Origin of the sequence: Kineosporia corallincola (assembly GCF_018499875.1) — a bacterium.
In the GTDB taxonomy this organism is placed as follows: Bacteria; Actinomycetota; Actinomycetes; order Actinomycetales; family Kineosporiaceae; genus Kineosporia; species Kineosporia corallincola.
In genome coordinates, this window is record NZ_JAHBAY010000015.1 from 21,634 (window position 1) to 47,416 (window position 25,783).

Below are 25,783 nucleotides of genomic sequence, written 5' to 3' on the forward strand. Positions count from 1 at the left end.
TCACCCGGGAGGTGCTGGCGGTGCTGGCGTTCACCGCCGACCGGCCGGGCTGGTTCACCGACGCCGACATCGAGGCCACGGCCGATCTGGCCGAGGTCGCGGGCGAGCGGATCGCCACCCTGGAGGAGGCGGCGCCCCTGGTCGACGCCGGTGCCGGGGACGGTGCCGTGGCCACGGAGCCGCTTGTCCGGGCCGCCGCAGCGCAGTCGTCGCCGGTGTCCCGTTCCCTCGCCGATCCGGCCGGTGAACCCTTCGACCGCTGGTTCACGCCGAATGTGCCTGCGGTGCCGATCGACCCGGACGACCCGGCGACCTCCGCGGTGTTCGGGGCGCTGGCGGCCGCCGAGCCGATGCTGCCCGCGGGCCCGACCTCGCCGGTCTCTCCGGCGGGCGGGAACGATTTCGACCCGTTCGGTCTGTTCACTCCTCGGCAGCAAGCAGTTTCAAGCATGGACGACGAGGAGCGCACCTCCGCCTTCGACCGCTTCTTCGGGGATGCCGCAGCTGCTGCCGAGTCGGCGGAGACCGTCGGCACTCGGCGCCCGGCCGACCCCTCACCGGATCTGTCCGGCGGGCGGGAGTTCGCCTGGGGCGCCGAGGAATCCCTCGACGAGGCGCTGGGCGCGGACGAGGACGACGACGAGTACGACGCGATCGCTGATCGGCCCGTGGTGGCCGCTCCCGCTGCCGAGGGCGGGCGCCGGGCCCGCCGGGCCCGCGACCGCGCGGCCCGGATGGCGGCGGAAGAGCTTGCCGATCCGGGCGATTCAGGTGAGCCGGTGTGGTCGGAGGCGTCGGAGTCGTCGGCCGAAGGACTGCCCGCTCGGCGTGACGGGACCGCCGGGTCCGGGGCTGAGTCCGGTGACGGTGGTCGTGCCGCGTCGGGAATGCTGTCGGGAGAGTTCACCGGGCTGGACGTCACCGGGCTGGACTTCACCGGTGAAACCGATTCGTTCCATGATCTTTTCGCTGCTGACGGCCCGGTGGAGGGTCGGCGCTGGAACGGGGCCGGCAGCGGGACCGGCAGCGGGACCGGGAACGGCGCCGGGAACGGCGCCGGGAACAGGAACGGCGCCGGGAACAGGAACGGCACCGGCAGGGGAGCCGGTCGCCGGGCCGAGGTCGTCGGTGCGGGCGCGTCGAGCGGGGAGAGCGCGTCGGTCGGGGGGAGCGCGTCGGTCGGGGGGAGCGCGTCGGTCGGGGGGAGCGCGTCGGTCGGGGAGAGCGCGTCGAGCGGGGAGAGTGCGTCGAGCGGGGAGAGTGCGTCGAGCGGGGAGAGTGCGTCGGTCGGTGTGGGCGCGTCAGCCGGGGAGAGTGCGTCGGCGGTCGGGGAGTCGCGGCCGGGTCGGCGGGCCCGGGTGGTCCCGGAGGCCGGTGCGGCGGGTCCGACTCGGCCGGAGCTGCATGCCGACTGGGTCGCCGACGGCGTAAATGCTTCTGAGGCAGCGCGATCTGACCTCGATGGGGGTGCGGCGGAAGCCGCTCGGTGTGATGCTGGCGCGCCGCGTCGGACTGAGGGTGCCGGCCGGGATGGTGTGGGCCTGGATGGTGGCGGCCGGATCGTCGCTGACCGGATCGTCGCTGACCGGATCGTCGCTGACCGGATCGTCGCTGACCGGGGCGGTGCTGACCGGGGCGGTGCTGACTGGGACAGCGCTGGCCGGGACGGTGCGGCGGCTCAGGTGGGTCAGCCTGCCGACGGGGGGCACGCTGCGGGGCTGGGTGATGATACTGACGGGGGCCACGCTTCCGGGCAGGGGCTGGTGGTCGCCCAGGATTCTGCCGAAGTTCTCTCGGGGGAAGAGTTTTTCGCCGAGGAAGAGATCGCGGACAGGGCTGACGGTGCGGGCGACGCTGACAGCGAGAGCAGCGAGAGCAGCGAGAGCAGCGACCCGGGGCAGATCTGGGTGCGGGATCCGATCGTCGACCTGGGCACCGGGGAGTTCGGGCAGGTGCCACTGCGCCGGCCGGGCTCCGACAACATCCGCGCCCGCCTGGCCGAGCTGCGGGAGTCTTCCCGGGCGGCGAGCCGGGCCGACGGGGTCCGGTCCGGGCTCGGGCTGCTCACCCCGCCGGAGGGCGGTGATCTGGTGGAGGGGGAGGGATTTTCGTCGTCCGTTGTTGGTGAGAACCGACGGATGCCGAACCCCCGCGCCCGACGCGACCGCCCGCAGGGTGGGGCCGTGCTGCCGACGTCGATGCCCTCGGCGGACAGTATGGGACTGTGGCAGTGGGACGCCGTGACCAGCACGGTCACCTGGTCCTCGCCGGTGGCCCGGCTGCTCGGGCTGCCGGCCGACACGCAGCTCGACCTCACGACCATCCGCACGGCGCTGGCCGGGGCCGACCGCGGGCGCTTCGACGTCGCGGTGCAGGCCGTCCTGAGCGGGCGGGGGGTGGCGGGGGCGTTGCGCCTGCGCACCCGCGACGGGCACGCCAAGCACGCCTACGCCTGGAGCGAGGTGCGCCGGGACGACGACGGCAACCTGCTCGGGGCCTGGGGCGGAGTCGTCGACATCACCGCCTTCGAGCGCGACGCGGCGTCGCTGCGTTCCGGGCTGGCCGGCCTGCGGGCTGCCCAGGAACTGGCCGGGCTGGCCACCTGGGAATGGCGGCCGGAGACCGAGGAACTCATCTGGTCGGACGAGATGTACCGGCTGGTGGGGGTTTCCGGAGAGACCTTCGAGCCGGACCTGCTGCGCTGGCAGGCCTTCATCCACCCGGACGACCTGGCCCGGGCCCGCCGGGTGGATGCCGACCTGGACCCGGAGTACAGCGACGAGGGATGCGTCGAGACCTTCCGGCTGATCGGGACCGGCGGTGAGATCCGGCACGTGCAGTCGTGGGCCACCCCGGGCCGCGGCCCGGACGGCACGATCACCGCCGTCTACGGCGCCACGATCGACGTGACCCGGCAGGTGAAGGACCGGATCGAGCTGGAGCGGGTGGCCGCCACCGACCCGGTGACCGGCCTCGGCAACCGGGCCGCCTACGAGCGCCGCACACAGATGATGCTGCGGGCCGGCGGCCCGGTGCCGGGAACCGACGAGAATGCCGTCAGCGTGCTGCTTCTCGACCTCGACCGGTTCAAGGTGGTGAACGACAGCCTGGGTCACGAGACCGGCGACCGGCTGCTGATCGAGGTGGCCCGCCGCCTGGTCGCGGTGGTGCCGGACGGCTCGCTGATCGCCCGGATGAGCGGTGACGAGTTCGTGGTGGTCGCCCCGGCCGGCTGGACCCCGGCCCAGGTGGCCGGTCTGGGGCAGGGCGTGCTGGAGGCGCTGCGCGCGCCGTACGTGCTGCCGGAGTCCGGCGAGGTGCTGATCTGCCCGGGCAGTGTGGGTATCGCGAGTAACCTGGGCCGTCCCGGCTCGACCGCGGCCGACCTGCTGCGCGAGGCTGACATCGCCCTGCACCGGGCGAAGGGCACGGGCCGCGACCGGTACGCGGTGTTCGACGAGTCGCTGCGCGAGAGTGTGCGCGAACGCCGCCGGGCCGAGCAGCGGCTGCGGCTGGCGCTGGCCGGCGACGGGCTGATGCTGGAGTACCAGCCGATCATCGACCTGGTCTCGAACCGGATCATCGGGGCGGAGGCCCTGGTGCGGCTGCTCGACCCGGACGGCGGCGAGCACGTGCTCACCCCCGGCCGGTTCCTCGACGTGGCCGAGAAGACCGGCCTGATCGTGGATGTCGACACCTGGGTGATCGACACGGTGATCGACCAGCTGCGGGCCTGGTCGCAGAACGCCGGGCAACTGCGCGCGGCCGACGCCCGGATCGGCGACCAGTCCGGCCGGGGCCAGGTGCAGACGCCGTGGCTGTCGATCAATCTCTCGGCCCGTTCCACCGAGCACCCGGGACTGGCGTTCCACCTGATCGACGCCGTGCGCCGGGGCGACTTCGGGCCGGAGAAGCTGAAGGTCGAGCTCACCGAGGAGGCCTTCGTCAATGCCGACCCGGCGGTGGACGGCGCTCTGCGGCAGCTGATCTCGGCCGGTATCGGGGTCGGCATCGACGACTTCGGGTCCGGGCACTCGGCCCTGACCAGTCTCCAGAGCTACAGCTTCGACTTCATGAAGATCGACCACTCGTTCGTGGCGCCGGTGGGCGAGGACTCCCGGGCCGACGCGGTGGTGACGGCGATCGTCGACCTGGCGCACGCGCACGGGATGCGGGTGATCGCCGAGGGGGTCGAATCCGGCCGTCAGGCACGGCGTCTGCGCGAGATCGGCTGCGACTACGCCCAGGGCTACCACTTCGGCAGGCCGGGGGAGGCCACGCGCATCATCCGCGGATAACCTCATCACCCTGCGCCACGGGGGCGCTCCGCATACCCTGTTCACCTGGGCAATTGAGGAGCAGCCGGACGGGTGACGTAGCCGCGGGGAGGGATCGGGCACGGTGTCGTGGTCGGCCTGGTTGGTCTGCGCTCTGGTGGCCGGTGGTATCGGCTACCTGTCGCTGGCCGGTTTCGTCTGGGCCAACCGCCAGGGCATCGGCAGCCGGCCGCTGGTGGTCATGCTGCTCGCCGTCAAGGTCTGGTCGGTCTGCTACGCCCTCGAACTGAGCAGCACGTCGGTGCAGGTGGCGCAGTGGTGGTCGGCGCTGAAATACCTCGGCATCGTGGCTCTGCCGCCCGCGCTGTGGAGTTTCGTGTTCGCCTACACCGGGCGCGGGCGGATGACCAGACGCGCCGTCGGGCTGCTGCTGATCCATCCGGCGCTGGTGATGACCCTCCTGCTGGTGCCTCTGACCCGGCCGCTGATCCAGGACTACGACCACACCTCGCCGGTGCTGAACGCGCAGGTCCCGGCCGCCGGGCCGCTGTTCTGGCCGCACGCCGCCTACGTGTACGTGCTGATGCTCGGCGCCGACTTCGTGCTGATGGCCCGGCTGGCCAAGATCGCGCCGCCGTACCGCCGCCAGGGCGCCCTGCTGATCGCCGCGTCGCTGCTGCCGTGCTTCGGCAACCTGCTGTTCAACGCCGAGGTGCTGCCGGCCGGCACGGTCGACCCCACGCCGTTCCTGTTCGGCATCACCGCCGTCGTGCTGGTCTGGGGCTTCTTCCGGCTGCGTCTGCTCGACCTGACGCCGGTGGCCCGGGGCATCGTGATCGAGCAGATGGCCGACGGGGTGCTGGTGCTCGACGTGTACGGCCGGGTGGTCGACGTGAACGCCGCGGCCGCCGCGATCATCAGCTTCCCGCGCCGCGCCATGATCGGGCGCTACGTGGTCGACGTGGTGCCCGGCCTGGCGTCGGTGCTGGAGAAGGCGGACGTCAACGCGGTCACCGAGACCGTGGAGGACGAGGTGCTGATCTACCCGCTGCCCCCGGCCGACGCCGCCGACGAGGTGCTCACCGGGTTCTGGGGCGGTTTGTTCATCCGCCCCGAGCTGGACAAACGCGTCCCGGCCGACCGGGGCACCGGCTCCCGGACGGTCACCGGAACGACCGACCGGACGTCCGGCGTCCGTGAGATCGACCTCCGCACGGACCCTTCCGGGCTCCCGGGACCCACCGGCCAGGACCGGTCCCGGGAGCGCACCGGAGAACAGGTCGTGCTCGGCCCGCCACGCGACGTGGCCACCTCGATGACCTGGGTGACCGACCCGGTCGGCCGGCAGATCGCCCGGCTGGTGGTGCTGCGCGACGTGACCGAGCGCAACCGCACCGAGCGCAAGCTGCGGGAGCTGCTGAACGAGCAGACCCGGCTGTCCGAGACGCTGCGGCAGAGCCTGCGCCCGGCCTCGCTGCCGCAGCTGCCCGGCCTGCGGTTCGCCGCCCGGTCGGTGCCCTCGGCCCGGGGCGAGGGGGTCGGCGGCGACTTCTACGACGTGCACCCGGCCGGGAACGGCGAGTCCGCGTTCGTGCTCGGCGACGTGTCCGGCAAGGGGGTGCACGCGGCCGTCGTCACCTCGATGGCGCGCTACACCGTGCGCACGCTGAGCGCCCAGGGCTGGACCCCGAGCGAGGTGCTGCGGCAGCTCAACCGGGCTCTCCAGACCCCCGACGACCTGGAGCGTTTCTGCACCGTGGTCTACGGGCTGGTGGGTGACACCGGAACCGGGGACGGCGCGGGGGTGCGGGTGACGATCAGCCTGGGTGGCCATCCGCCGCCGTTGCTGCGCCGCCACCACGACGGATCGGTGCACGCCGTCGGCCGCACCGGCACCGCCCTCGGTCTGCTGCCCGGGGTGGACGTGCACGAGGTGGTCGTGGAACTGGCGGCCGGGGACGTGTTGCTGGCCTACACCGACGGCGTCACCGAGGCCCGGGTGGGCGAGGAGCAGTTCGGGGAGAAGCGCCTGGCCGAGGTGCTGGCGGCGGTGCCGCGGGCCACGGGTTCGGGCTGGCCGTCGGCGAACTGGCGGCGGGACCACCCGGAGTACGAGCGCGACCCGTGGACCGAGCACGAGCAGGCCGAGCCCGGCCCGCATCCGGCCACCCAGCTGGCCGACACGGTGGCCGACTCGGTGCTGGCGGCGGTGCGGGCCTTCGCCCCGGAACGGGACGACGTGGCGTTGCTGGTGCTGACGGCGACCTGAACCGCCGGTTCGTCAGTGGCGGGTGATCGGGTTGGGCTGGGTCACGGCGTCCGGCGGGATGCCGCCGGCGGTGGCCGGTAGCTGCCCGGGATGCGGTTCCACCGGCCAGATGTCGTCGGGCTCCTCGACGTCTTCGGGTTCGTAGAGGTCCTCGGGCGGCTCGGCGGGCAGGCGCACGGAGAAGCAGGTGCGGCCCGGCCGGCTGGTCACGCTGACCTGGCCGGCGTGGGCCGCCACGACCGCGGACACGATGGACAGACCCAGGCCGGTGCTGCCGGCCGTGCGGGAGCGCGAGTTGTCGCCGCGAGCGAACCGGCCGAACACCTCCGGCAACAGGTCGGGGGCGATGCCCGGGCCGTTGTCGGTGACCGTGAGCAGGGCCTCGGGGGTTCCGTTCTCGCTGCTGGACAGCCGCAGCGCGGCCTCCACCACGGTGCCGGGCGGGGTGTGCACGCGGGCGTTGGCCAGCAGGTTCACCAGCACCTGGTGCAGCTGCGGCTCGTCACCGATCACCACCACGGGCACCTCGGGCAGGTTCAGCTGCCAGCGGTGGGTGGGCCCGGCGGCGTGGGCGTCGCTGATCGTGTTGACCAGGGTGTGGGTCAGGTCCACGGGCTCGTGCGCGACCGGTCGTCCGTCGTCCAGGCGCGCCAGCAGCAGCAGCTCCTCGACCAGGCCGGACATCCGGATCGCCTCGGACTCGACCCGGCTCAGGGCGTGGGCGACCTCCGGCGGAACCTGTTGCCCGGTGCGGCGGGTCAGCTCGGCGTAGCCGCGGATCGAGGCCAGGGGGGTGCGCAGCTCGTGGCTGGCGTCGGCGATGAACCGGCGCATCCGGGCCTCGCTGGCGTTGCGCACCTGGAGGGCACTGTCGACGTGCCCGAGCAGGGTGTTCAGGGCGGCGCCCACCTGCCCGACCTCGGTGGCCGGGTCGGTGTCCTGCTCGGGAACCCGGACCGGTAGTGAGGTCTTGCCCTCGTGCAGGGGCAGGGCGGTGACGCCGGAGGCCACCTGGGCCACCCGGTTCAGCGGGCGCAGGGTGCGCCGCACGATCAGGCCGCCGAGTACGGCGACGGCGAGCAGCCCCGCCACGCTGACCGAGGTGACCACGCCGGACAGCCGCCAGACCGCGGCCTGCACGGAGTTCAGCGGCAGACCGGTGACCAGGGTGACCTGCTCGCCGTCCTGCTGCACCACCTGGGCGATCACCCGGTACTTGCCGAGGTCTCCGCCGAGGTCGACGGTGTGCGGTTCACGGTCGGCCGGGATCTGGGTGACCAGCGTCTTCTGCTCGGCGGTCAGCTCGGTGACCTTGCCGCTGGCCCCGAGCACGCCGGCGCCGTCGGCGGCGATCGAGCCGTCTGCCTGGATCTTGGCGCCGAGCGTGTTCTCCCCCTGGCCCGGGGCACTCAGGAAGCCCGGGCCGGGGAAGTTGTCGTTGCGGTTGGACGTCTCGTTCGGTGGCCGGTCGGCGAACTCCCGCGACCGGCGCACCGCCGAGGTCAGCTGGCCGTCCAGCCGCTCCTGGAGGAACACCTGGAGCGAGAGCACGCTGACCAGTCCGATGACGATGCTGACCACCGCGGTCAGCCCGATCGACAGCAGCACCAGGCGCCGGCGCAAGGTGGTGCGCCCCGTCCGCCGGCGAAGCCCTCGTGACCGCGAGGGTTTCGCCGCGCCGGCCCTCCTGGAGCGGCGGCTGCCGATGTCCGTCATCCCGGTGGGATCGGATCAGGCGGCCGCGGGTTTGAGCACGTAGCCCGCACCGCGCACCGTGTGGATCATCGGGGTGCGGCCCGCGTCGATCTTCTTGCGCAGGTACGAGATGTACAGCTCGACCACGTTCGCCTGCCCGCCGAAGTCGTAATTCCACACCCGGTCGAGGATCTGGGCCTTGCTGAGCACCCGGCGCGGATTCCGCATCAGGTAGCGCAGCAGCTCGAACTCGGTGGCGGTCAGTTTCACCGCCACGCCGTCGCGGGTGACCTCGTGGCTGTCCTCGTCGAGCATCAGGTCGCCCACGGTCAGCTGGGCGTCCGGCGGCTGGGCGGCCAGGCTGGTGCGGCGGATCAGCCCGCGCAGCCGGGCCACGACCTCTTCGAGGCTGAACGGTTTGGTCACGTAGTCGTCGCCACCGGCGGTGATGCCGGCGATCCGGTCCTCCACCGAGTCCCGGGCGGTCAGGAAGAGCACCGGGATGTCCCGGTCGTCCTCCCGCAGCCGGCGCAGCACGTCGAGGCCGTCGATGTCGGGCAGCATGACATCGAGAACGACTGCGTCGGGGCGCCAGTCGCGGGCCTCCTTGACGGCGGTGTTGCCGTCGGGGGCGGAGTGGACCTGCCAGCCCTCGTAACGGAGAGCCATGGTGAGCAGGTCGGTCAGGGTGCGTTCATCGTCCACCACCAGCACGCGAACGGGCGCGCCGTTGGGATGGCGTAGGGGGGCGGTCGTCACAGGAAACAACTTGCTCAGCAAAGCTGAACGACAGCCCGGTCGAATCTGTGAAAACCCTGTGAGTGAACCCCGTCTTGAGGTGTATGTCCAGCTCAGGACGGATATCCCGATCCCCTTAGGTGATTCATAGCTTTGCCACAGCCCGCTGGCAGCGGGTTCCGCGACTGTGTGGCGTCCGCTGAAGCGGTGTGTCCTTTTTGAAGGAGATCGAGCGTGAATCTGCCTGTCGTGCAGACCATCAGGACGGCAATGCGGTGAGCGACGTCACCTCACCGGCGCCGAGGAAGCGGATGTCGTCGCTCCTGCGTCATCACTGGCTGAATCTCGGCCTGCTCGTCATTCTGGTCGCGGTCGTGGTGATCGCGTACCTCACCGTCGGATCCTCCGACACCAGCACGGCTTCCGCCAGCCGGACCGCCACCGTCAGTACGGGTAACGTCACCTCGACGGTCAGTGGTTCCGGCAACCTGGCGAGCTCGCGCAGCTCCTCCCTCTCCTTCGGGGCCTCCGGCACGGTGACCGCGGTGAAGGTGAAGGTCGGCGACAAGGTCAAGAAGAACCAGATCCTCGCCACCATCGACACCGCCTCGGCACAGCGGGAACTCGCCTCCGCCAAGGCCTCGCTGGCCTCGGCCCAGGCCTCCTACGACGACCTCACCGAGGGACAGACGAGCGCCGAGAAGGAGGTCGACTCGCTGGCCCTGGAGAGCGCGCAGGCCAGTGTCGACTCCGCCAAGGACGCGGTCACCGAGGCGCTGAAGCAGGTGAAGGCCGACAAGGCCGACGGCGCCGACGCGGCCACGCTGAAGAAGGACCGCGAGGCGGTCACCTCGGCCCGCTCGCAGCTCACCTCGGCCAAGTCGCAGCTGGCCGAGAAGAAGGTGTCGGTGCAGCAGAACCAGGAAGGCGCCTCCGACGCGGAGATCGCCGAGGCCGAGGTGAACATCGCCTCGGCGAAGGTGAGCGTGCAGGACGCGCAGGACGCGCTGGACGCCACCAAGCTGCGGGCACCGTTCGCCGGCACCGTGCTCACCGTCGGCGGTGAGGTCGGCGACAGCGTGAGCTCGGGGTCCTCCTCGTCCAGCTCCTCGTCGTCGTCCTCGTCCGGGGCGTCCTCGGGCTCCACGGAGAGCAGCGACACCAGCTCCTCGTCGTCCTCCAGTTCCAGCGCCTTCATCACGATGGCCAGCACCAGCAAGATGTCGGTGACCGCGAGCATCGCCGAGGCCGACATCGGCTCGGTGGAGACCGGCCAGGAGGCCGAGATCACCCTCTCGGCCAGCGACGAGACGATGACCGGCACGGTCAGCGAGATCTCGCCGGAGGGCACCACCTCCAGCAACGTGGTGCAGTACGAGGTGACGATCACGGTCACCGACCCGGTCGACTCGGCCCGCCTGGGCGCCTCGGTGAGCGTGGTGATCACCACCGGATCCGCCGAGAACGTGCTCGTGCTCCAGACTTCCGCGATCACCACGACCGGTGACACCAGCACCGTCAGCCTGCTGAAGAACGGCGTGGCCACCACCACCGAGGTGGAGACCGGCCTGGAGGGCAGCAGCACCACCGAGATCAAGAGCGGCCTGTCGGCCGGCGACGAGGTGCAGATCCCGACCACCACGACCGACTCGGACTCCAGCTCCAGCAACGGGGTTCCGGGCATGGGCGGCGGCGGTGGCGGCTTCGGCGGTGGCGGCGGGATGGGTGGTGGCCCGCAGTGACGGCCACCGCGGCCGATCCGGCGGCGGGCGTTCCCGCCGCCGTGCGCCCGGTCATCGAGGTGCGGTCGCTGCGCAAGACCTACGGCCTGGGCGACACCGAGGTGCACGCCCTGGACGGGGTCGACCTGGTCGTCGAGAAGGGCGACTACGTGGCCATCATGGGAGCCTCCGGCTCCGGCAAGTCCACGCTGATGAACATCATCGGCTGCCTGGACATCCCCTCCACCGGCCGCTATCTGCTCGACGGCGTGGACACCCGGCGGCTCGACGAGCGGCAGCAGGCGCTGGTGCGTAACCGCAAGATCGGCTTCATCTTCCAGTCGTTCAACCTGATCGCCCGCACCACCGCGCAGGCCAACGTCGAGCTGCCGATGGCCTACGGCGGGGTGAAGGCCGCGGCCCGGCGCGAAAGGGCCCGGGCCGCACTGGAACGCGTGGGGCTCGGTGACCGGGTGGACCACATCCCGTCGCAACTGTCCGGCGGTCAGCAGCAGCGGGTGGCGGTGGCCCGGGCCATCGTGACCAACCCGGTGCTGCTGCTCGCCGACGAGCCGACCGGCGCCCTCGACAGCAAGAGCACGGCCGACATCCTCGACCTGTTCGACGATCTCAGCATGGCCGGGCGCACCCTCGTGGTGATCACCCACGAGGACGAGGTGGCGGCCCGGGCGAAGCGGGTGATCCGGCTGAAGGACGGCCGGGTCATCATGGACGAACGGGTCACCGGCATCAGCCAGCCGCCTCCCGGGGTGGCCCGATGAGCCGGTTCGCCGAGGCCGCGAGGTTCGCCGTGCGCGGTGTCCTGGGCAACAAGATGCGTTCCGCGCTGACCACTCTCGGCATTCTCATCGGTGTCGCGGCGGTCATCATCCTGGTCTCGGTGGGTACCGGCTCGTCGGCCGCGGTGTCCGAGTCGATCTCGTCGCTGGGCAGCAACACGCTGACCGTGACCAGCAGCCAGGGCGGCACCGGCGGCCGGGGTGGCGGCGGTGGCGGCGGTGGTTTCCCGGGCGGTGGGGGCGGCGGCAACTCCTCCGTCGACTCCGGCACCCAGACCCGGCTGGCCGAGCTCACCGTCGACGACGCCGGTTCGCTGATCGACGACGAGCTGGCGCCGGACGTGAAGGCCGTGGCCCCCACGGTCAGCGCCAGTTCGGTGACGGCGACCTACACCGGCGCCAGCCACGACGTCACCACCTTCACCGGCACCACGCCGAGCTACCTCGGCATCAACGACTGGACGGTGGCGCAGGGCTCGGCGTTCAGCGACGCCGACTACACCGAGCGCAACCGGGTGGCCCTGGTCGGCGTCAGCGTGGCCGAGGACCTGGCCGGCGGTGACGGCAGCGACATCCTCGACCAGACGGTGCAGTTCAACGGCGTCGAGTACAGCGTGGTCGGGATCCTGGCGGAGAAGGGCACGAGCGGGAACACCGATCAGGACGACGTGGTGATCGCGCCGCTGACGGCCGTGCAGGACACCCTGACCGGTTATGGCTCGGTGGACTCGATCACCGTGCAGGCCACCTCGGCCGAGACGGTGGACGCGGCGCAGTCGGAGGTGGAGGACATCCTCAACTCCCGGCACAAGACCACCTCGGACGACGCCGATTTCAGCGTCTCCAACGCCTCGTCGTTCCTGGAGGCCGCGACCAGCACCACCGACACGCTGACCGTGCTGCTGGCGGCCGTGGCCGCGATCTCGCTGCTGGTCGGCGGAATCGGGGTCATGAACATCATGTTGGTCACGGTCACCGAGCGGACCCGGGAGATCGGCATCCGCAAGGCGATCGGCGCGCAGAAGTTCGACATCGTCAGCCAGTTCCTGATCGAGGCCGTGCTGCTGTCGGTGTTCGGCGGCCTGATGGGCGTGCTGATCGGCGTGGTGGGCAGCCAGTTCACGATCGTCGGGGTGGAGCCGGTGATCGCGCCGTACTCGGTCGTGCTGTCGTTCGGGGTCTCCGTGCTCATCGGCCTGTTCTTCGGCCTCTACCCGGCGAACCGGGCCGCCTCGCTGCGCCCGATCGACGCCCTCCGATACGAATGAACCGCCGTTCTCAGGCGCAGCCAGCGCGCAAGGAGCCGATCATCGTGAACTCCAGTCGTACCGCCGATTCCACGGCACCGGCCGGTCTGGACCGGACCGCCGTCCAGCCGCCCGTGGGGCAGGCGCCGGGGCATCCGGGGCAGTGGGCCGCGGCCGCGCCGGTGCAGCCCGTCGACGACGATCTCGACCTGCTCGCCGAAAGTGGCCGCAAGGTGGGAAAGGTCACCCTCGCGCTGGCCGCGGCGGTGCTCGTCGGCGTCGCGTTCATCGGCGGCGTGGTGGTGCAGAAGCAGTGGGGAAGCTCGAACAGCGGCTCTCCGGGCGGGATGTCGGCCATGGGTGGTGGATCCGCGGAGGGCATGGGTGGCTCCGGCGGATTCCCCGGTGGTGCAGGGGTGTACGGGGCTTCCGGGATGAATTCCGGTGGCCGGGGCCGAGATTCCTCATCTGAATCACAGGATTCGGGTACAGGATCTGCGTCCGGTGGATCCAGCACGCCGGTGGTCGTGGGGACGGTGACCAAGGTGTCCGGTCGCACTCTGACGGTGAAGAACTTCGCCGGCACGTCGGTCACCGTGAAGGTGCCCGCGGGGACGACGATCACGGACTCCTCGGACGGCGCGCTCGACGGTCTGGCCAAGGGCGCCTCGGTGTCGGTGGCCGGTACCACGGCGGACGACGGAACCGTCACCGCCACCGCCGTCACGGTGAGCTGATCCCCGGATTCGTTCTCGGACAACGGAAGAAGGAGCAACACCTGATGGCTCTCAAGCGCACGCCGCCGACCCGGCCGCTGACCGTGGTGGCGATCGCCCCGTTCGTCGCGCTGGCCCTGGCCGCCTGTGGGGGCGGCTCGTCGGACGAGGCGTCGTCGGCCACCGCCGAGGCCACCGCCACCGCCGGGGGTGGTCCGGGCGGCGGTGACAACGGCCAGATGCAGGAGATCCAGGAGTGCCTGACGGCGGCCGGGATCGAGGTGTCCACCCCGACCGGCACCGCCTCGATGCCGAGCGGCACGCCCTCCGGCACGCCGAGCGCGATGCCGACGGACATGCCCAGCGCCGGTGCCTCGGGCGCCCCGGGCGGTGGTGGCGGCGCCGGTGGCGGCATGGGCGAGATCCTCCAGGACGAGGACGCCCAGGCCGCGCTGGAGGCCTGTGGCATCACGGTGCCGACCGGCCAGCCGACGGCCTCGGCCACTGCTTCGGCCGGCTAGACCCCGCCTGCTCCGACGAAAAGGGGCGAACCGTGCGAATGCGTGCACGGTTCGCCCCTTTTCGTGAGCTCAGGCCCGGGTGTCGAACAGCAGGCCGTCCTGGAGCACCGAGGCCAGGGCGTTCTTGCTCACGCCGGAGTTCTCGATCAGCTGGGCCAGGCTGGTGCCGGTCTGGAGCTGTTCGAGCAGGCTGTCCGAGTCGGTGCCGAGCAGGTCGCTCAGTGTGTCCAGGGTGTTCTGCTGGTCGTCGGTCAGGGTGCCGCTGAGCAGGCCGGTCGTGGTGCTGTTGCCGGTCGAGGAGAACGGTGGCGGGGGCGGCGGCTTCTCCAGGCCGGTCTGGTCGAGCAGCGTGTTCACCGCGCTGTCGACCTCGTCGGCCGACACCGTGCTGTCGGAGGGCAGCGCCCCCTTGATCGCCTCGGTCAGGTCGTCGCGGGAGACGCCCTGGGCCTCGGCGATCTCGGCCAGGCTCTTGCCCGACCGGAGCCGGTCGGAAAGCTCGGACTTGCTCAGGTTGAGGGCCTGCGCGGCGACGCCGAGCACCCCGCCGTCGTCGTCCTGCCGGCGTTCCTGCCGCTGACTGACCACGTACCGGGTCGCCTGGGTCGTGGAGGACCCGCTGATCGAGCTGATGGACATGTGGTCGGCGCTCCTTCCGTGGTCCGGCTCTCGGCCACATCCGGGTAGTCGTCCGCGGACGCCCGGATTTCAGGAATTACTCACGGCTCACAGCGCCTTCACATCATCCGCGGGTGATTTACCCGGGGGCGCCGACCCGTCCCCACGGAGTAGAGTTCTAGATCGCACGTAACATGCTGGAAGCATTGGCCCGATTCCGAGCTGATAACGAGCTGATAAGGAGCGGTGCATCCGTGTCCCTCGAACGACCTCAGGCTCCTGACCCGTACGAGCTGCTTCCCCCGGTCCCGTCCTTCACCGTGACCAGTTCCGACCTGCGGCACGGCTCTCGTCTCGACGACCTGTTCGCCTCCGGCCAGACCTCGCCGCAGCTGTCCTGGTCCGGTGCTCCCGAGGGCACCAAGTCGTTCGCGGTCACCTGTTTCGACCCGGACGCCCCCACCCCCAGCGGGTTCTGGCACTGGCTGGTGCTCGATCTGCCGGCCACGGTGACCGGGCTGCCGCAGGGGGCCGGTGCCGAGGGGGCGACCCTGCCCGGCGGGGCATTCACGACCCGTAACGACATGGGTACGCTGGCCTACACCGGGGCCGCACCGCCGGCGGGGGACATGGATCACCGCTACTACTTCGTCGTCCATGCTCTCGATGTCGAGACGCTGGGCGTGGACGCCGCCGCCACCGGAGCGTTCGTCTCCTTCAACCTGGTCTTCCACACGCTGGCCAGAGCCCAGATCGTGCCCACCTACAGCTTGTGAGCGTGACAGCAGTGAGCATCAAGACCCTTCCCGCCGCCGGTATCCGCGTCCTGCTGGTGGAGAACATCCACCCGGACGCCGTCGCCTCGTTCGAGGCGGTCGGTGCCGAGGTCGTCTCGATCGAGCGGGCCCTGGACGAGGACGAGCTGATCGAGCAGGCCGCGGGTGTGCACCTGCTGGGCATCCGCTCCAAGACCAACGTCACCGACCGGGTGCTGGCCGAGCTGCCCGACCTGCTGGCGATCGGCGCGTTCTGCATCGGCACCAACCAGATCGACGTGGCCGCGGCCCAGGGCCGGGGCGTGGCCGTGTTCAACGCGCCGTTCTCCAACACCCGCAGCGTGGTCGAGCTGGCGCTGGCCGAGATCATCGCGATGACCCGGCGGCTGACCGAGAAAGACCGTGGCATGCACGCCGGGGTCTGGGACAAGTCGGCCACCGGCCTGCACGAGGTGCGCGGTCGCAAGCTCGGCATCGTCGGCTACGGCAACATCGGTACCCAGCTGTCGGTGCTCGCCGAGAACCTGGGCATGGAGGTGCTGTTCTTCGACACCGCCGACCGGTTGCCGCTGGGCAACGCCAAGCCGCTGCCCACGCTGGAGAGCCTGCTCAGCCAGGTCGACGTGGTCACGCTGCACGTCGACGGCCGCAAGGGCAACCAGGACTTCTTCGGCGACGAGCAGTTCGCCCTGATGAAGCCGGGCGCGCTGTTCCTCAACCTGTCGCGCGGTTTCGTGGTCGACCAGGAGGCGCTGCGCCGCCGCCTGGAGTCGGGGCACCTGTCCGGCGCCGCGATCGACGTGTTCCCGGAGGAGCCGAAGGGCCGCGGCGACACGTTCGTCTCGCCGCTCCAGGGCATGCCGAACGTCATCCTCACCCCGCACATCGGGGGCTCCACCGAGGAGGCGCAGCAAGACATCGGCCGGTTCGTCGCGGGCAAGCTGCGCGACTACACGCTGCACGGCAGCACGTCGCTCAGCATCAACTTCCCGCAGCTGGCCACCCCGGAGCACGAGGCCACCCGCCTGGTGCACATCCACCGCAACACGCCGGGCGTGCTGGCCGCGATCAACGGCGTGCTGGCCGAGGAGAAGGTCAACATCGACGGCCAGGCCCTGGGCACCCGCGGTGACGTCGGCTACGTGATCACCGACATCACCGCCCGGCCCACCGAGCAGGTGGTGGAGGCCCTGAAGCGGCTGCCCGACACGATCCGGGTGCGCGAGCTCAAACTCGGCTAGACCGTGCCGGTCTCGTGCCGGTTCCTGGTGTCCCGCGAGCGGGCTCAGCGTTTGCCGCGGGCCGCCAGGAACCGGTCGTTGCCCTCCCGCACGTCCACGACCGGCTCGGGATAGTCCAGTTTTCTGCGGACGTCGGGGTCGAGTTTCCAGGGCGTGTGCACCTGCGACCCGGCCACCCCGGAGAGCTCGGGCAGGTAGCGGCGCACGTAGTCGCCGTTCGGGTCGTACCGCTCGGCCTGCGAGTTCACGCTGAGGATCCGGTTGAACCGGGAGTCGGTGCCGGTACCGGCCACCCACTGCCAGTTCATCGTGTTGTTGGCGGTGTCACCGTCGATCAGGTGGTCGACGAAGAACTGTGCGCCCCAGCGCCAGTCCAGGTAGAGCGTCTTGCACAGGAAGTGGCCGACCACCAGGCGCCCGCGGTTGTGCATCCACCCCTCGTCCACCAGCTGACGCATGCAGGCGTCCACCAGGGGCCACCCCGTGCGTCCCTGCTTCCAGGCCGTGAACTCCCGCTCGGCGTCCTTACCGGTGCGCCAGCGGTCGTGCCGGGTGCGCAGGTCGACCCGTGTGGAGCGGGGATTGGCCGCGAGCACCTGGGCGTGGAAGTCGCGCCAGGCCATCTGCCGGGTGAAGGCGGGCGCCACGTCCCAGGCCCGGGTCACCACCTCCAGGGGCGACAGGCAGCCGAAGTGCAGGTAGGGCGAGATCCGGCTGGTGCGGTCGCCGGCCAGGTCGTCGTGGTCGTCGGCGTAACCCTCGGCCCGCTGGTCGAGCCAGGCCCTGAACAGCTTCCGGCCCGCGGTCTCGCCGCCGGCGGACATGTTCGGCGCGGTGTCGCCCTTGCTGATCTGCGCCGCGGTCGGCACCGTGCCGGCCCTCAGCCCCGACGGCACGGTGAGCTTGCGCGGCGCCGCCAGCGGGGCGCGCCGGGACTCCTTCTCCCACTTGCGGTGGTACGGCGAGAACACCGACATGTGGGTCTTGCCGGTCGCGGTGATCTGCCCGGGCGGCACCACGAACAGCGAGTCGTCGTGCACGTGCAGCTCGCAGTCGAGTGGATCCAGGGCCTCGCGCAGCCGGTCCTCACGGCGGTGCGAGAAGCCGCTCGCGTCACCGGCCAGGTGCACGGCCCGGGCCCCGGTCTCGCGCACCACCGAGGCCACCTCCCCGGCGACCTCACCACGCCGCACCACCAGCCCGGCGCCCCGCTTCGTCAGTGCGGCGTCCAGATCGGCCAGGCTCTCGGCGAGGAATCGGGCGCGGTTGGGCCGGTTGTAGTCGCCGTCCAGAATTTTCGGGTCGAGCACGAACAACGGAACCACCGGGCCGGCGCCGGCCGCCGCGTGCAGGGCCGGGTTGTCGTGGACCCGCAGATCACGGGTGAACAGGACGATGGACGGCGGGGACTGATCGCTCACAGCGCTTTTCTACCCCGCGCCGACGTGACACGCCTCTCAGCACGCGAGCGTGACCTGCGCTTTTCCGCGCGCACGGCGCGTTCGAGGGATTGTCGAGACGCACGTGGCGAGAGTGCTGGATACCGTCGTCGAACGCCCGCGATCCCGTGACGACGATGCCGGGGCGGGATCTTCCCACCTGCCTGACGAGACCATCTGACGCTGCAACACCTGACCCGACCCGGGCGGCCGCCCCTGCGCGGCCGGCAACAAGGGGGGACGGAAAGGAGATACGTGGACCTCGATTTCTGGACGCGGCTGCTGATCGTCGCCGCGGTCACCGTCGCCGCCGGCCTGATCGCCTGGAGCCTGACCTGGCTCGCCGTGCGGATCGGCCGGCGGCACGACTCCGGCGGCATGATCGCCATCCACCGGCTGTGCCGCCATCCGTTCGTGCTCACCGTCGCGGCCATCGCGCTGGAAGTGACCTTGCAGGCCATCCCCGGCATCGGTGGTGGCTGGACGAGGGCGGCGGGGATCGCGGTGATCCTCTCGGCCTGCTGGCTGATCGTGCGGTCGCTGCTGGTCGGCGAGGAGATCCTGTTCTGGCGGCTGCGCATGGACGTGGCGCAGAACCGCCGGATCCGCCGCCTCCGCACCCAGATCACGCTGGTGCGGCGGGTACTCGGCGTCGTGGTGGTGCTGGTCGGGGTAGCCGCGGTACTGATGTCGATCCCGCAGATGCGCACGTTCGGGGCCTCGCTGCTGGCCTCCGCCGGGATCGCCGGCATCCTCGCCGGTCTGGCCGCGCAGACCACGCTGGGCAACATGTTCGCCGGGCTCCAGCTGGCCTTCACCGACGCCGTCCGCATCGACGACGTGGTGGTGATCGAGGACGAGTGGGGCTGGATCGAGGAGATCACCCTGACCTACGTGGTGGTGCACCTCTGGGACGAACGCCGGCTGGTGCTGCCGACCAGCTGGTTCACCACCAACCCGTTCCAGAACTGGACCCGCAACGAGGCCCGGGTGCTGGGCTCGGTGATCCTGCACCTGGACTACGCCACCCCGCTGCCCGAGCTGCGGCACTACGCGCAGGCCGTGATCGAGGGCTCGTCGCTGTGGGACCGCCAGGCCTGGGTGCTCCAGGTCGCCGACACCACCGAAACCACCATGGTGGTGCGGGTTCTCGCGTCGGCGCAGGACGGCCCGACCGCCTGGGACCTGCGCTGCGACATCCGCGAGGCGCTGCTCACCTGGCTCCAGAAGAACCACCCGCAGTCGCTGCCGGTGCAGCGCAACATCGGTGGCGGCCACCGCCCCGACCAGAAGCGTTACCGCGACGGCGTGGTCACCGCCGAGGAGGCCGGGCTGGACGGTCAGCCGGCCGTGGACCGCACCGACGGTCTGGACCGGCGCCGGATCCGGCACGAGAAGCCGGTGATGCCGGACCCGGAGACCGCCCACCTCGATCTCCAGACGCCGGACCACTCGGACGAGGACGGCGAGGACCGCGCGGACGAGCGGGTGCCGCTGGGCGAGGCCACGTTCAGCGGGCCGGAGGACACGCCGCCGGCCGAGACCGTGGGCCCGGACGGCTCACTCGCCGGAGTGCCGGCCGCGCGCCCGGAGCGCGATCGGGCGCAGGTAGGGCAGTAACAGCAGGCCCGCCGCCCCGGCCAGGCCGGACCCGGCGATCACGGTGGACGGTGCCAGCCACTGCGCCGCCGCCCCGGCCAGCAGGATGGCCAGGCTCTGCCCTCCGTAGAGGCCGGCGATCGCGATGCCGAACGCCCGGGTGCGCACCTCGGCCGGCACGTGCGAGGCGAACTGCGTGTTGGCCACCACCTGGAACGCCTGGCCGAGCCCGCAGAGCACGAACAGGGCCAGGCTCACCACCAGGTTCGGGCGCAGGGCGATCACCAGCAGGGGGACCGTGCCGATCAGGGCCAGCGGGTACATGATCCGGGCGGCGGTGCCGGGGGCGGCGAACCGGCCGATGGCCAGTCCGCCCACCACGCTCCCGGCCGCCGCGGCGGCCATGATCAGCCCGACCGCGCTGGAGTCGTGGCCGAGCTCGGCGGCGTAGGCGGTGGCGATGGCCTCCGGCACGATCGCGTAGGCGGCGCCGACGATCCCGAGCATCAGGGGGAACCAGATCTGCGCGTCGCCGCGCACCACCCCGAAGCCGGCCACCATGTCCCGCCAGATCGAAGTGCTGGTGGACGACGCGAGCCCGCCCTCCCCCTGCCCCCCGGTCCCGGTGACCTGGCGGGTGCGCCGCCGCAGGCCCCCGGCCAGGACGGAGCGGGCTCGCCCGCTCCGGGATCGGCGGCGGGTGGCCGGTGTGGTGGCCGGTGTGGTTGTCGTTGTGGTGGTTCTCGTTGTGGTGGGGCCTGGTTCGTCGCCGGGGTGACGGGAACCGTTCGGACGCTCGTCGTCACCGCGCCCCCGCGGCTCCGGGACCCGGCTGGTCACGCCCTTGCGGGGGCGGTCCTGGGCGGGGCGGGCGCGGTCCCTGGCCGGGGCTGCGTCGGTCGGGGCGGCAGCGGTCTCGTTCGCGTGGTCATCGGTGGCGGTGGGGTCGGCCGCAGCGGGACGGGGACCGGGCACCGCCGGAGCACGGCGCGGGCGGTAGGGCGAGGTCTCGCCGTCGGCGTTCGGTTCCCCGGCCTCCGGGACGGGGGCGACGGTGGGAGGTGGGGGGTTTTCGTCGTCCTCAATCGGGTTCGGGGCCGGCCGGCGGACCAGGCCGGAACGCAGGAGCGCGGCCGAGGCGAGGAACGTGAGGCAGTCGATGGCCAGCACGCCGGGTGCGCTGACGGCGAGCACCAGCGCACCGCCGATCGCGAAACCGCAGAGCTGGGCGATCTGGTGCACGGCCTGGCGCAGTGACATGCCGACCGGGTAACGGTTGCCGGTCAGGATCTGGGCCAGCAGGGCGGAGCGGGCGGCGTCGAACGGCGGCGCCATCATCGCGGCCAGGAACACCAGTGCGGCCACCCCGAACGACGGCATCCCCGGCAGCGCCGCGATACCGATCAGCCCGGCCCGGGACAGGTCGCAGGCCACCATCACCGAACGACCGGGAAATCGCTCGGCCCAGGCCGCCAGCAACGGGCCGCCGAGCAGCCAGGGCACGTAGGCGGTGGCGTAACCGACGGCGGCCAGCAATGGCGAGCCGCTGTCCTGATAGAGCAGCACGGCCACGGCGACGGCGGCGATCTGGTCGCCGATCAGGCTGAACAGGTCCGCGGCGAACACCGCGCGGAACTCCCGCACACCGAACACGTCTCGGTATCCGGCGGGCCGGTCGTCGGCGCCGGCGGTATCGACCCCGGGACCGGCAGCGGTGACCGCCTGACCGGCCGGGTCGTCGAGGGCGTCGGGTGCTTGCGGGGTCCCCGTCCCCTCCGGCGCGCTCACCAGGTCCGGGTCACGGTCGGCCTCCCTGCTGTCGGCCAGCTCGATCGGTGGATCTGCCTGCTGCGTGGGCACGAACGGTACTCTCCTTCGTCTGGCCCGCCGACCTGGTCCCCGGTGCCACCCTCATGACGCCGGAGCCCTCTCTTCCTGAGTGTGCTGGAACCGCGACCGGCCCCCACACCGTGAGGCAGGGGGCAGTACGCGTGGTACGTGGTGCGGATCGGCTTGCCGTCGGGCTCAGCCCCAGGTCTGACCGCGCATCGTGCACCTCCCGGAAAGTCGTCGTCCCCCGGCGTGTTCCAGGGCTTCGATGACGACAAATCTGCTGGGAAGGTCCGACAAGCCACTTAATGACTACTGAACGACCAGGTAGAACGCATGAACACGGAGAATGACCGGGCGTCGGCGGTCGGTTGCGAATAGGTTCTTTCCGTGGCGCGCGCATCACGATCGGACTCCGGCGACCGGATTCGGGTTCTGGGACCCGTGGAGATCGTGCGGGCGGGCCGCCCGGTATCGGCCGGCAGCCCGCGTCAGCGCGCCCTGCTCGCATTGCTCGCCCTCTCGGTGGGGGTCGCGGTTCCGCCGTCGCGCCTGGTGGACCTGCTGTGGGGCGACTCTCCGCCGCCCTCGGCGAGTAACACCGTGCAGGTGTATGTTTCCCGGCTCCGACGCTTGCTTGCCGCTCCTGGCGAACTGCCTCCATTACGTACCGTATCCGGAATGTATCTCCTTGACCTCCCTCCGGAGGCGATCGACTCGCGCCGGTTCGAGGAGGCCAGCGAGTCCGGCCGGTCCCGGCTCGCGGCCGGTGACCCGGTCGGGGCGGCCCACGAATTGCGTTCTGCGTTGCAGTTGTGGCGTGGTGCGGGCCTGCCCGACCTCACCGGTGTTCCCGGCGCGGCGGCGTCGGTGGCCCGGCTCCAGTCGCTGAGGCTCTCCACCCTGGCCGACCGGATCGACGCGGAATCCCTTCTGGGACGCCATTCCCGGCTGATCCCGGAGCTCCAGGACCTGGTCCGGCGGCATCCGCTGCACGAACGCTTCATCGGGCAGCTGATGACGTCGCTGTACTGGGAGGGGCGCCAGGCCGAGGCGCTCGCGGTCTACGCCACCGCCGCCGACCGGCTGGGCGACGAGCTCGGCATCGATCCCGGGCCGGTCCTGCGCGACCTGCACGGGCGGTTGCTGCGGCAGGAGCTGGGCCCGATCGGCTCCGTACCATGGCGCGAAACAGATTCGGAATCAACTGTTTCGGCGGGTTCCGGGCCGGGGCCGGTGGCACGGCTGGCAAGGGCTTCCTTGCTGTCTCAGGGGAGTGACTCCGCGCTACTGGAAACGGAGTTCGGTTCGAAGGGGGGGCCGGGGGGCGCGCCGGGGAGGATCCCGGGACAGCGTTCGGGAACGGTGCCGATTCATCGCGGGGGTGGGCCCTCGTTCGCTGAGGGAAGCTGGTCGGCGGCTCAGGTGGGGCCGGTTTCCGAGGGGTTCGGGCAGGCGGCGGTCTTCCGGCGGGCGAGGCGGGAGATTCCCGGGGCCGTGGGCGCGGGGCTCCTGTCCGGTGCCGACCGGGGGACGCCTGACGGCTCGGGTCCGAGAGGGGCTGGGGAGTCGGCGCTCGCCGTGGCTCCGCCGCATCCCCGCTCGGCGCCGGAGGCGTTCCGGCCCGGCGTGCCGAACGGTCTTCCGCCTGAGCCGCCGGGCAGGCAGCACGACGGGCCCGGGACGTCGTGGGGCGTCCCCGCGGTGCCGGGGTGTTCCGTGCACGGTGACGACATGCCGGATCTCGGTCTGGTGCCCTCGATCGGCACCAAGAGAACGGCTTTCGGCGCCGCGTTCGGCACCGGGACCGTCGGCCGGGGGGGCGAGCTGGAGACCGCGCTGGAACTGCTGCGCGATCCGGACGTCCGGCTGGTCACCTTCGTCGGTCCCGGCGGGGCCGGCAAGACCCGGCTGGCCGCGCAGGTGGTGGCCCGGCGGATGGCCGAGCGGGGGCGGCATCCCGACTCCGGTCAGGCCGGAACCGGCTCCGCACCCAGGGTTCTGGTGATCCCGCTGAGCGGCACCGACGGTGGGACGACCCTGGCGGCCCGCCTGCGGCGCGTGCTCGGCGTGGCGCCGGACACCCCGGCCGAGCCGCCGCTGCTCACCGTCTGCCGCGCGCTCGCCGCCACCCCCTGCCTGCTGGTGCTGGACGACCTCGATGCCGACGCCCATGCCGATGCCAGTTCGGGTTCTGGCCGTGCGGGCGCCGACGGTCTGGGCGGGATGCGTCAGTCCTGCGAGAATGCCGGTGGCACAGACGAACTTGCCGGTGCGGTCGCGACCGTCACCGAGCTGCTCACCCGGGTCGGGGGGCTGCGGGTGCTGGCCACGTCGCGGCGTCCGCTGGGTGTGGCGGGTGAGCGGGTCATCGGGCTCGGGCCGCTGCACCTGCCCTGGGCCTGGTCCGGTGCCGCCGACGTGGAGACCGTGCGGGCGGCCGAGGCGGTGCGGCTGTTCCGCGAGCGCGCCCGGGCGGTGCTGCCGGCCTTCGAGGTGACCGGGCAGAACGCCGGGCCGGTCAGCGGTCTGTGCCGCACCCTCGACGGCCTGCCGCTGGCCCTGGAACTGGCCGCCGCCCGCACCCGGAGCCGGACACCGGACGGTATCGCCGACGATCTCGCCGCGCAGGCCGCGGCGGCGCAGGCCAACCCTGGCGGGGTGCCCGGTGCGATGTCCGGCGTGGCGCCTGGTGCGATGCCCGGCGCGGTGCTGGGCGCGGTGCTGGACTGGACCACCGGCCTGCTCGACGAGACGGAACGCCTGGTGCTGAGCCAGCTCTCGGTGTTCGTCGGGGGTGCCACGCTGGACGCGGCCGAGCGGGTCTGCGGGCCGGTGCCGGGGCCCGGTCAGGTGATCGACGTGATCGGCCGGCTGGCCGACAAGAACCTGCTGCTGATCGACGAGACCGGGCGGCTGGGCATGCTCTCGCCGGTGCGCGAGCACGCCCGCCGCCTGCTGGCCGCCGACCCGGAGGCCGAGGCCGCCTGTGCCGACCGGCATGCCGCCTACTTCGCCGAGACCGCCGACGCCCTGCCCCCGATGACCGACCGCTGGTTCGATCCGGCCGGGAACCCCGCCGGGGCCGCGTCGGCCGGCCGCCCGTCGGGCAGTCACCACCGGGCCATCGAGTTCGACAATCTGCACGCGGCCGCCGCCCACGCCGAGACCCGCGACGGTGAGGTGTTCTCGCGGCTCACCGTGGCCCTGCTCGACCACGGGCCGGGCACCGGACGCTGGGAACTCGGCGACGCCCCGGCCTGGCTGGCCCGGGCCCAGGTGGCGCGGCCGACGGCCCGCACCGGTGCTCGCCTGCTGCTGGCGGCGGGCGGCCTGGCGCTGTTCGGTGGCAGCCCGGCCCGGGCCGCGGAGATCCTCGGCCGGGTGCCCGCCGGGGCCACCACCGGGGAGGCCGGCGCGGTGACCGCGATCCGGGTGGCGCTGATGCGGGCCGTCGTCGCCCGCACCCAGGGGCACGCGCAGCGGGCCCTGACCGAGCTGGAGCCGGCGGTGGAGGGACTGCGCGGTGTGCGGGGTCTGCCCGACGTGCTCTGGCACGCCGTGGTCAACGCCCACGCCGACGTGCTCGACGACCTGGGACGCACCGCCCAGGCCATCGGCTACTGGCAGCGCAGCCGGCACCGGGCGGCGGCCGGTGGTGACCCGGCCCGGCTGGCCTCCCCACTGGCCATGCTGGCCCTCGCCGCCCAGGACCGGGGTGAGGAACGCCTGGCCCGGGTGCTGATCGGCCAGGCCTGCGCGGCCGCGGGCGGTGGCGGCCCGGCGATCCGGGCCGGGGTGGCGGTGGCCGAGGGCGTGATCGAGCTGCGGCACGGCGACCCGTACCGGGCGGTGGACCCGCTGCGCTCGGCCCTGCGGGAAACCCACCGCGGGGGACTGTTCTTCATGCTGCCGAGGATCGTCGCCCTGCTCGGAGCGGCACACCGTCCGCACGACCCGGAGCGGGCCGCGGCCCTACTGGCAGCCTCGTCGGCATGGTGCGCGCAGCGCGGCATCGTGATCGGTGGCCACCGGGAGCGCGGGCTGATCGAGCGCGCCGAGACAGGGCTGACCGGCGTCCACCCGAACACCGGCGCTGACACCGGCGTCAACCCGATCGCCGACGTCGGTGCGGGCCGGCCGGGCGACGCGGTGCGCCGTGCGGCGGCGCGCGGCGCGGCCGTGCCGTTCGGTTCACTGGCCGGGGTGTGCCGGCTGGACCCGGCTCAGGCCCCGGGGCCGAAACTCATCGACCTGACCGGGGACGTGCCACGCATCCTGTCGTGACGAGGGGCC

General features: G+C 72.0%; 17 protein-coding genes and 1 pseudogene. 13 read left to right on the plus strand and 5 right to left on the minus strand.

Annotated elements, in window-relative coordinates; genetic code table 11:
• The first annotated feature begins 1,545 nt into the window (after positions 1–1,545).
• The 3 genes from KIH74_RS39365 (at position 1,546) to KIH74_RS29000 (ending at position 6,546) form a co-directional block, all read left to right on the plus strand.
• A complete protein-coding gene (locus tag KIH74_RS39365; protein WP_372492142.1) occupies positions 1,546–2,244 on the plus strand; it encodes a pentapeptide repeat-containing protein in 699 nt (232 codons plus the stop codon).
• The gene (locus KIH74_RS39370; RefSeq protein ID WP_372492143.1) at positions 2,217–4,298 is read left to right on the plus strand and encodes a putative bifunctional diguanylate cyclase/phosphodiesterase; all 2,082 of its coding nucleotides are present in this window, start codon (positions 2,217–2,219) and stop codon (positions 4,296–4,298) included. Before KIH74_RS39365 ends, KIH74_RS39370 begins: the two co-directional genes overlap by 28 nt.
• A gap of 103 nt (positions 4,299–4,401) precedes the next feature.
• A complete protein-coding gene (locus KIH74_RS29000; RefSeq protein WP_214159559.1) occupies positions 4,402–6,546 on the plus strand; it encodes a histidine kinase N-terminal 7TM domain-containing protein in 2,145 nt (714 codons plus the stop codon).
• Between the two features lie 12 nt (positions 6,547–6,558).
• On the opposite strand, the gene KIH74_RS29005 is transcribed toward KIH74_RS29000, so the two are convergent.
• Both KIH74_RS29005 and KIH74_RS29010 read right to left on the minus strand, forming a co-directional pair.
• Positions 6,559–8,262: a sensor histidine kinase gene (locus KIH74_RS29005; protein WP_214159560.1), complete on the minus strand. Its 1,704-nt coding sequence runs from the start codon at positions 8,260–8,262 to the stop codon at positions 6,559–6,561.
• Positions 8,263–8,277: 15 nt separating this feature from the next.
• Positions 8,278–9,009 (minus strand): response regulator transcription factor, encoded by a 732-nt coding sequence (locus KIH74_RS29010; RefSeq protein WP_246573334.1) that lies wholly within the window; start codon positions 9,007–9,009, stop codon positions 8,278–8,280.
• 245 nt (positions 9,010–9,254) lie between these two features.
• On the opposite strand from KIH74_RS29010, the gene KIH74_RS29015 reads away from it, so the two are divergent.
• The 5 genes from KIH74_RS29015 to KIH74_RS29035 are packed head-to-tail and all read left to right on the plus strand — an operon-like array spanning position 9,255 to position 13,984.
• Positions 9,255–10,721, plus strand: coding sequence for an efflux RND transporter periplasmic adaptor subunit (locus KIH74_RS29015; RefSeq protein WP_214159561.1), 1,467 nt, complete (start codon positions 9,255–9,257; stop codon positions 10,719–10,721).
• Positions 10,718–11,482, plus strand: a complete 765-nt coding sequence (locus KIH74_RS29020) for an ABC transporter ATP-binding protein (RefSeq protein ID WP_308114032.1) — start codon at positions 10,718–10,720, stop codon at positions 11,480–11,482. The genes KIH74_RS29015 and KIH74_RS29020 overlap by 4 nt, the downstream gene beginning before the upstream one ends.
• The gene (locus KIH74_RS29025; protein ID WP_214159562.1) at positions 11,479–12,768 is read left to right on the plus strand and encodes an ABC transporter permease; all 1,290 of its coding nucleotides are present in this window, start codon (positions 11,479–11,481) and stop codon (positions 12,766–12,768) included. Before KIH74_RS29020 ends, KIH74_RS29025 begins: the two co-directional genes overlap by 4 nt.
• Positions 12,769–12,812: 44 nt before the next feature.
• Positions 12,813–13,484, plus strand: a complete 672-nt coding sequence (locus KIH74_RS38975) for a DUF5666 domain-containing protein (protein WP_214159563.1) — start codon at positions 12,813–12,815, stop codon at positions 13,482–13,484.
• A gap of 44 nt (positions 13,485–13,528) precedes the next feature.
• The gene (locus tag KIH74_RS29035) at positions 13,529–13,984 is read left to right on the plus strand and encodes a hypothetical protein (RefSeq protein WP_214159564.1); all 456 of its coding nucleotides are present in this window, start codon (positions 13,529–13,531) and stop codon (positions 13,982–13,984) included.
• Positions 13,985–14,053: 69 nt separating this feature from the next.
• On the opposite strand, the gene KIH74_RS29040 is transcribed toward KIH74_RS29035, so the two are convergent.
• The gene (locus tag KIH74_RS29040; protein ID WP_214159565.1) at positions 14,054–14,623 is read right to left on the minus strand and encodes a hypothetical protein; all 570 of its coding nucleotides are present in this window, start codon (positions 14,621–14,623) and stop codon (positions 14,054–14,056) included.
• 233 nt (positions 14,624–14,856) lie between these two features.
• On the opposite strand from KIH74_RS29040, the gene KIH74_RS29045 reads away from it, so the two are divergent.
• Both KIH74_RS29045 and serA read left to right on the plus strand, forming a co-directional pair.
• The gene (locus KIH74_RS29045; protein ID WP_308114033.1) at positions 14,857–15,378 is read left to right on the plus strand and encodes a YbhB/YbcL family Raf kinase inhibitor-like protein; all 522 of its coding nucleotides are present in this window, start codon (positions 14,857–14,859) and stop codon (positions 15,376–15,378) included.
• 11 nt (positions 15,379–15,389) lie between these two features.
• Positions 15,390–16,619 (plus strand): phosphoglycerate dehydrogenase, encoded by a 1,230-nt coding sequence (serA, locus tag KIH74_RS29050; protein WP_308114034.1) that lies wholly within the window; start codon positions 15,390–15,392, stop codon positions 16,617–16,619.
• A gap of 44 nt (positions 16,620–16,663) precedes the next feature.
• On the opposite strand, the gene KIH74_RS29055 is transcribed toward serA, so the two are convergent.
• Complete coding sequence (locus KIH74_RS29055) at positions 16,664–18,040, minus strand: cryptochrome/photolyase family protein (protein ID WP_214159567.1); 1,377 nt, start codon at positions 18,038–18,040, stop codon at positions 16,664–16,666.
• 273 nt (positions 18,041–18,313) lie between these two features.
• On the opposite strand from KIH74_RS29055, the gene KIH74_RS29060 reads away from it, so the two are divergent.
• Positions 18,314–19,678, plus strand: a complete 1,365-nt coding sequence (locus KIH74_RS29060; protein ID WP_214159568.1) for a mechanosensitive ion channel family protein — start codon at positions 18,314–18,316, stop codon at positions 19,676–19,678.
• Here the strand turns inward: KIH74_RS29060 and KIH74_RS29065 are convergent.
• Complete coding sequence (locus KIH74_RS29065; protein ID WP_214159569.1) at positions 19,619–21,517, minus strand: MFS transporter; 1,899 nt, start codon at positions 21,515–21,517, stop codon at positions 19,619–19,621. The two genes, KIH74_RS29060 and KIH74_RS29065, sit on opposite strands and share 60 nt — an antisense overlap.
• Positions 21,518–21,940: 423 nt before the next feature.
• On the opposite strand from KIH74_RS29065, the pseudogene KIH74_RS39375 reads away from it, so the two are divergent.
• Together KIH74_RS39375 and KIH74_RS38095 are read left to right on the plus strand one after the other, a co-directional pair.
• Positions 21,941–22,156, plus strand: a pseudogene (locus KIH74_RS39375) (AfsR/SARP family transcriptional regulator); the annotation flags it as partial.
• Between the two features lie 12 nt (positions 22,157–22,168).
• The gene (locus tag KIH74_RS38095) at positions 22,169–25,774 is read left to right on the plus strand and encodes an AfsR/SARP family transcriptional regulator (RefSeq protein ID WP_281431518.1); all 3,606 of its coding nucleotides are present in this window, start codon (positions 22,169–22,171) and stop codon (positions 25,772–25,774) included.
• Positions 25,775–25,783: the final 9 nt, after the last annotated feature.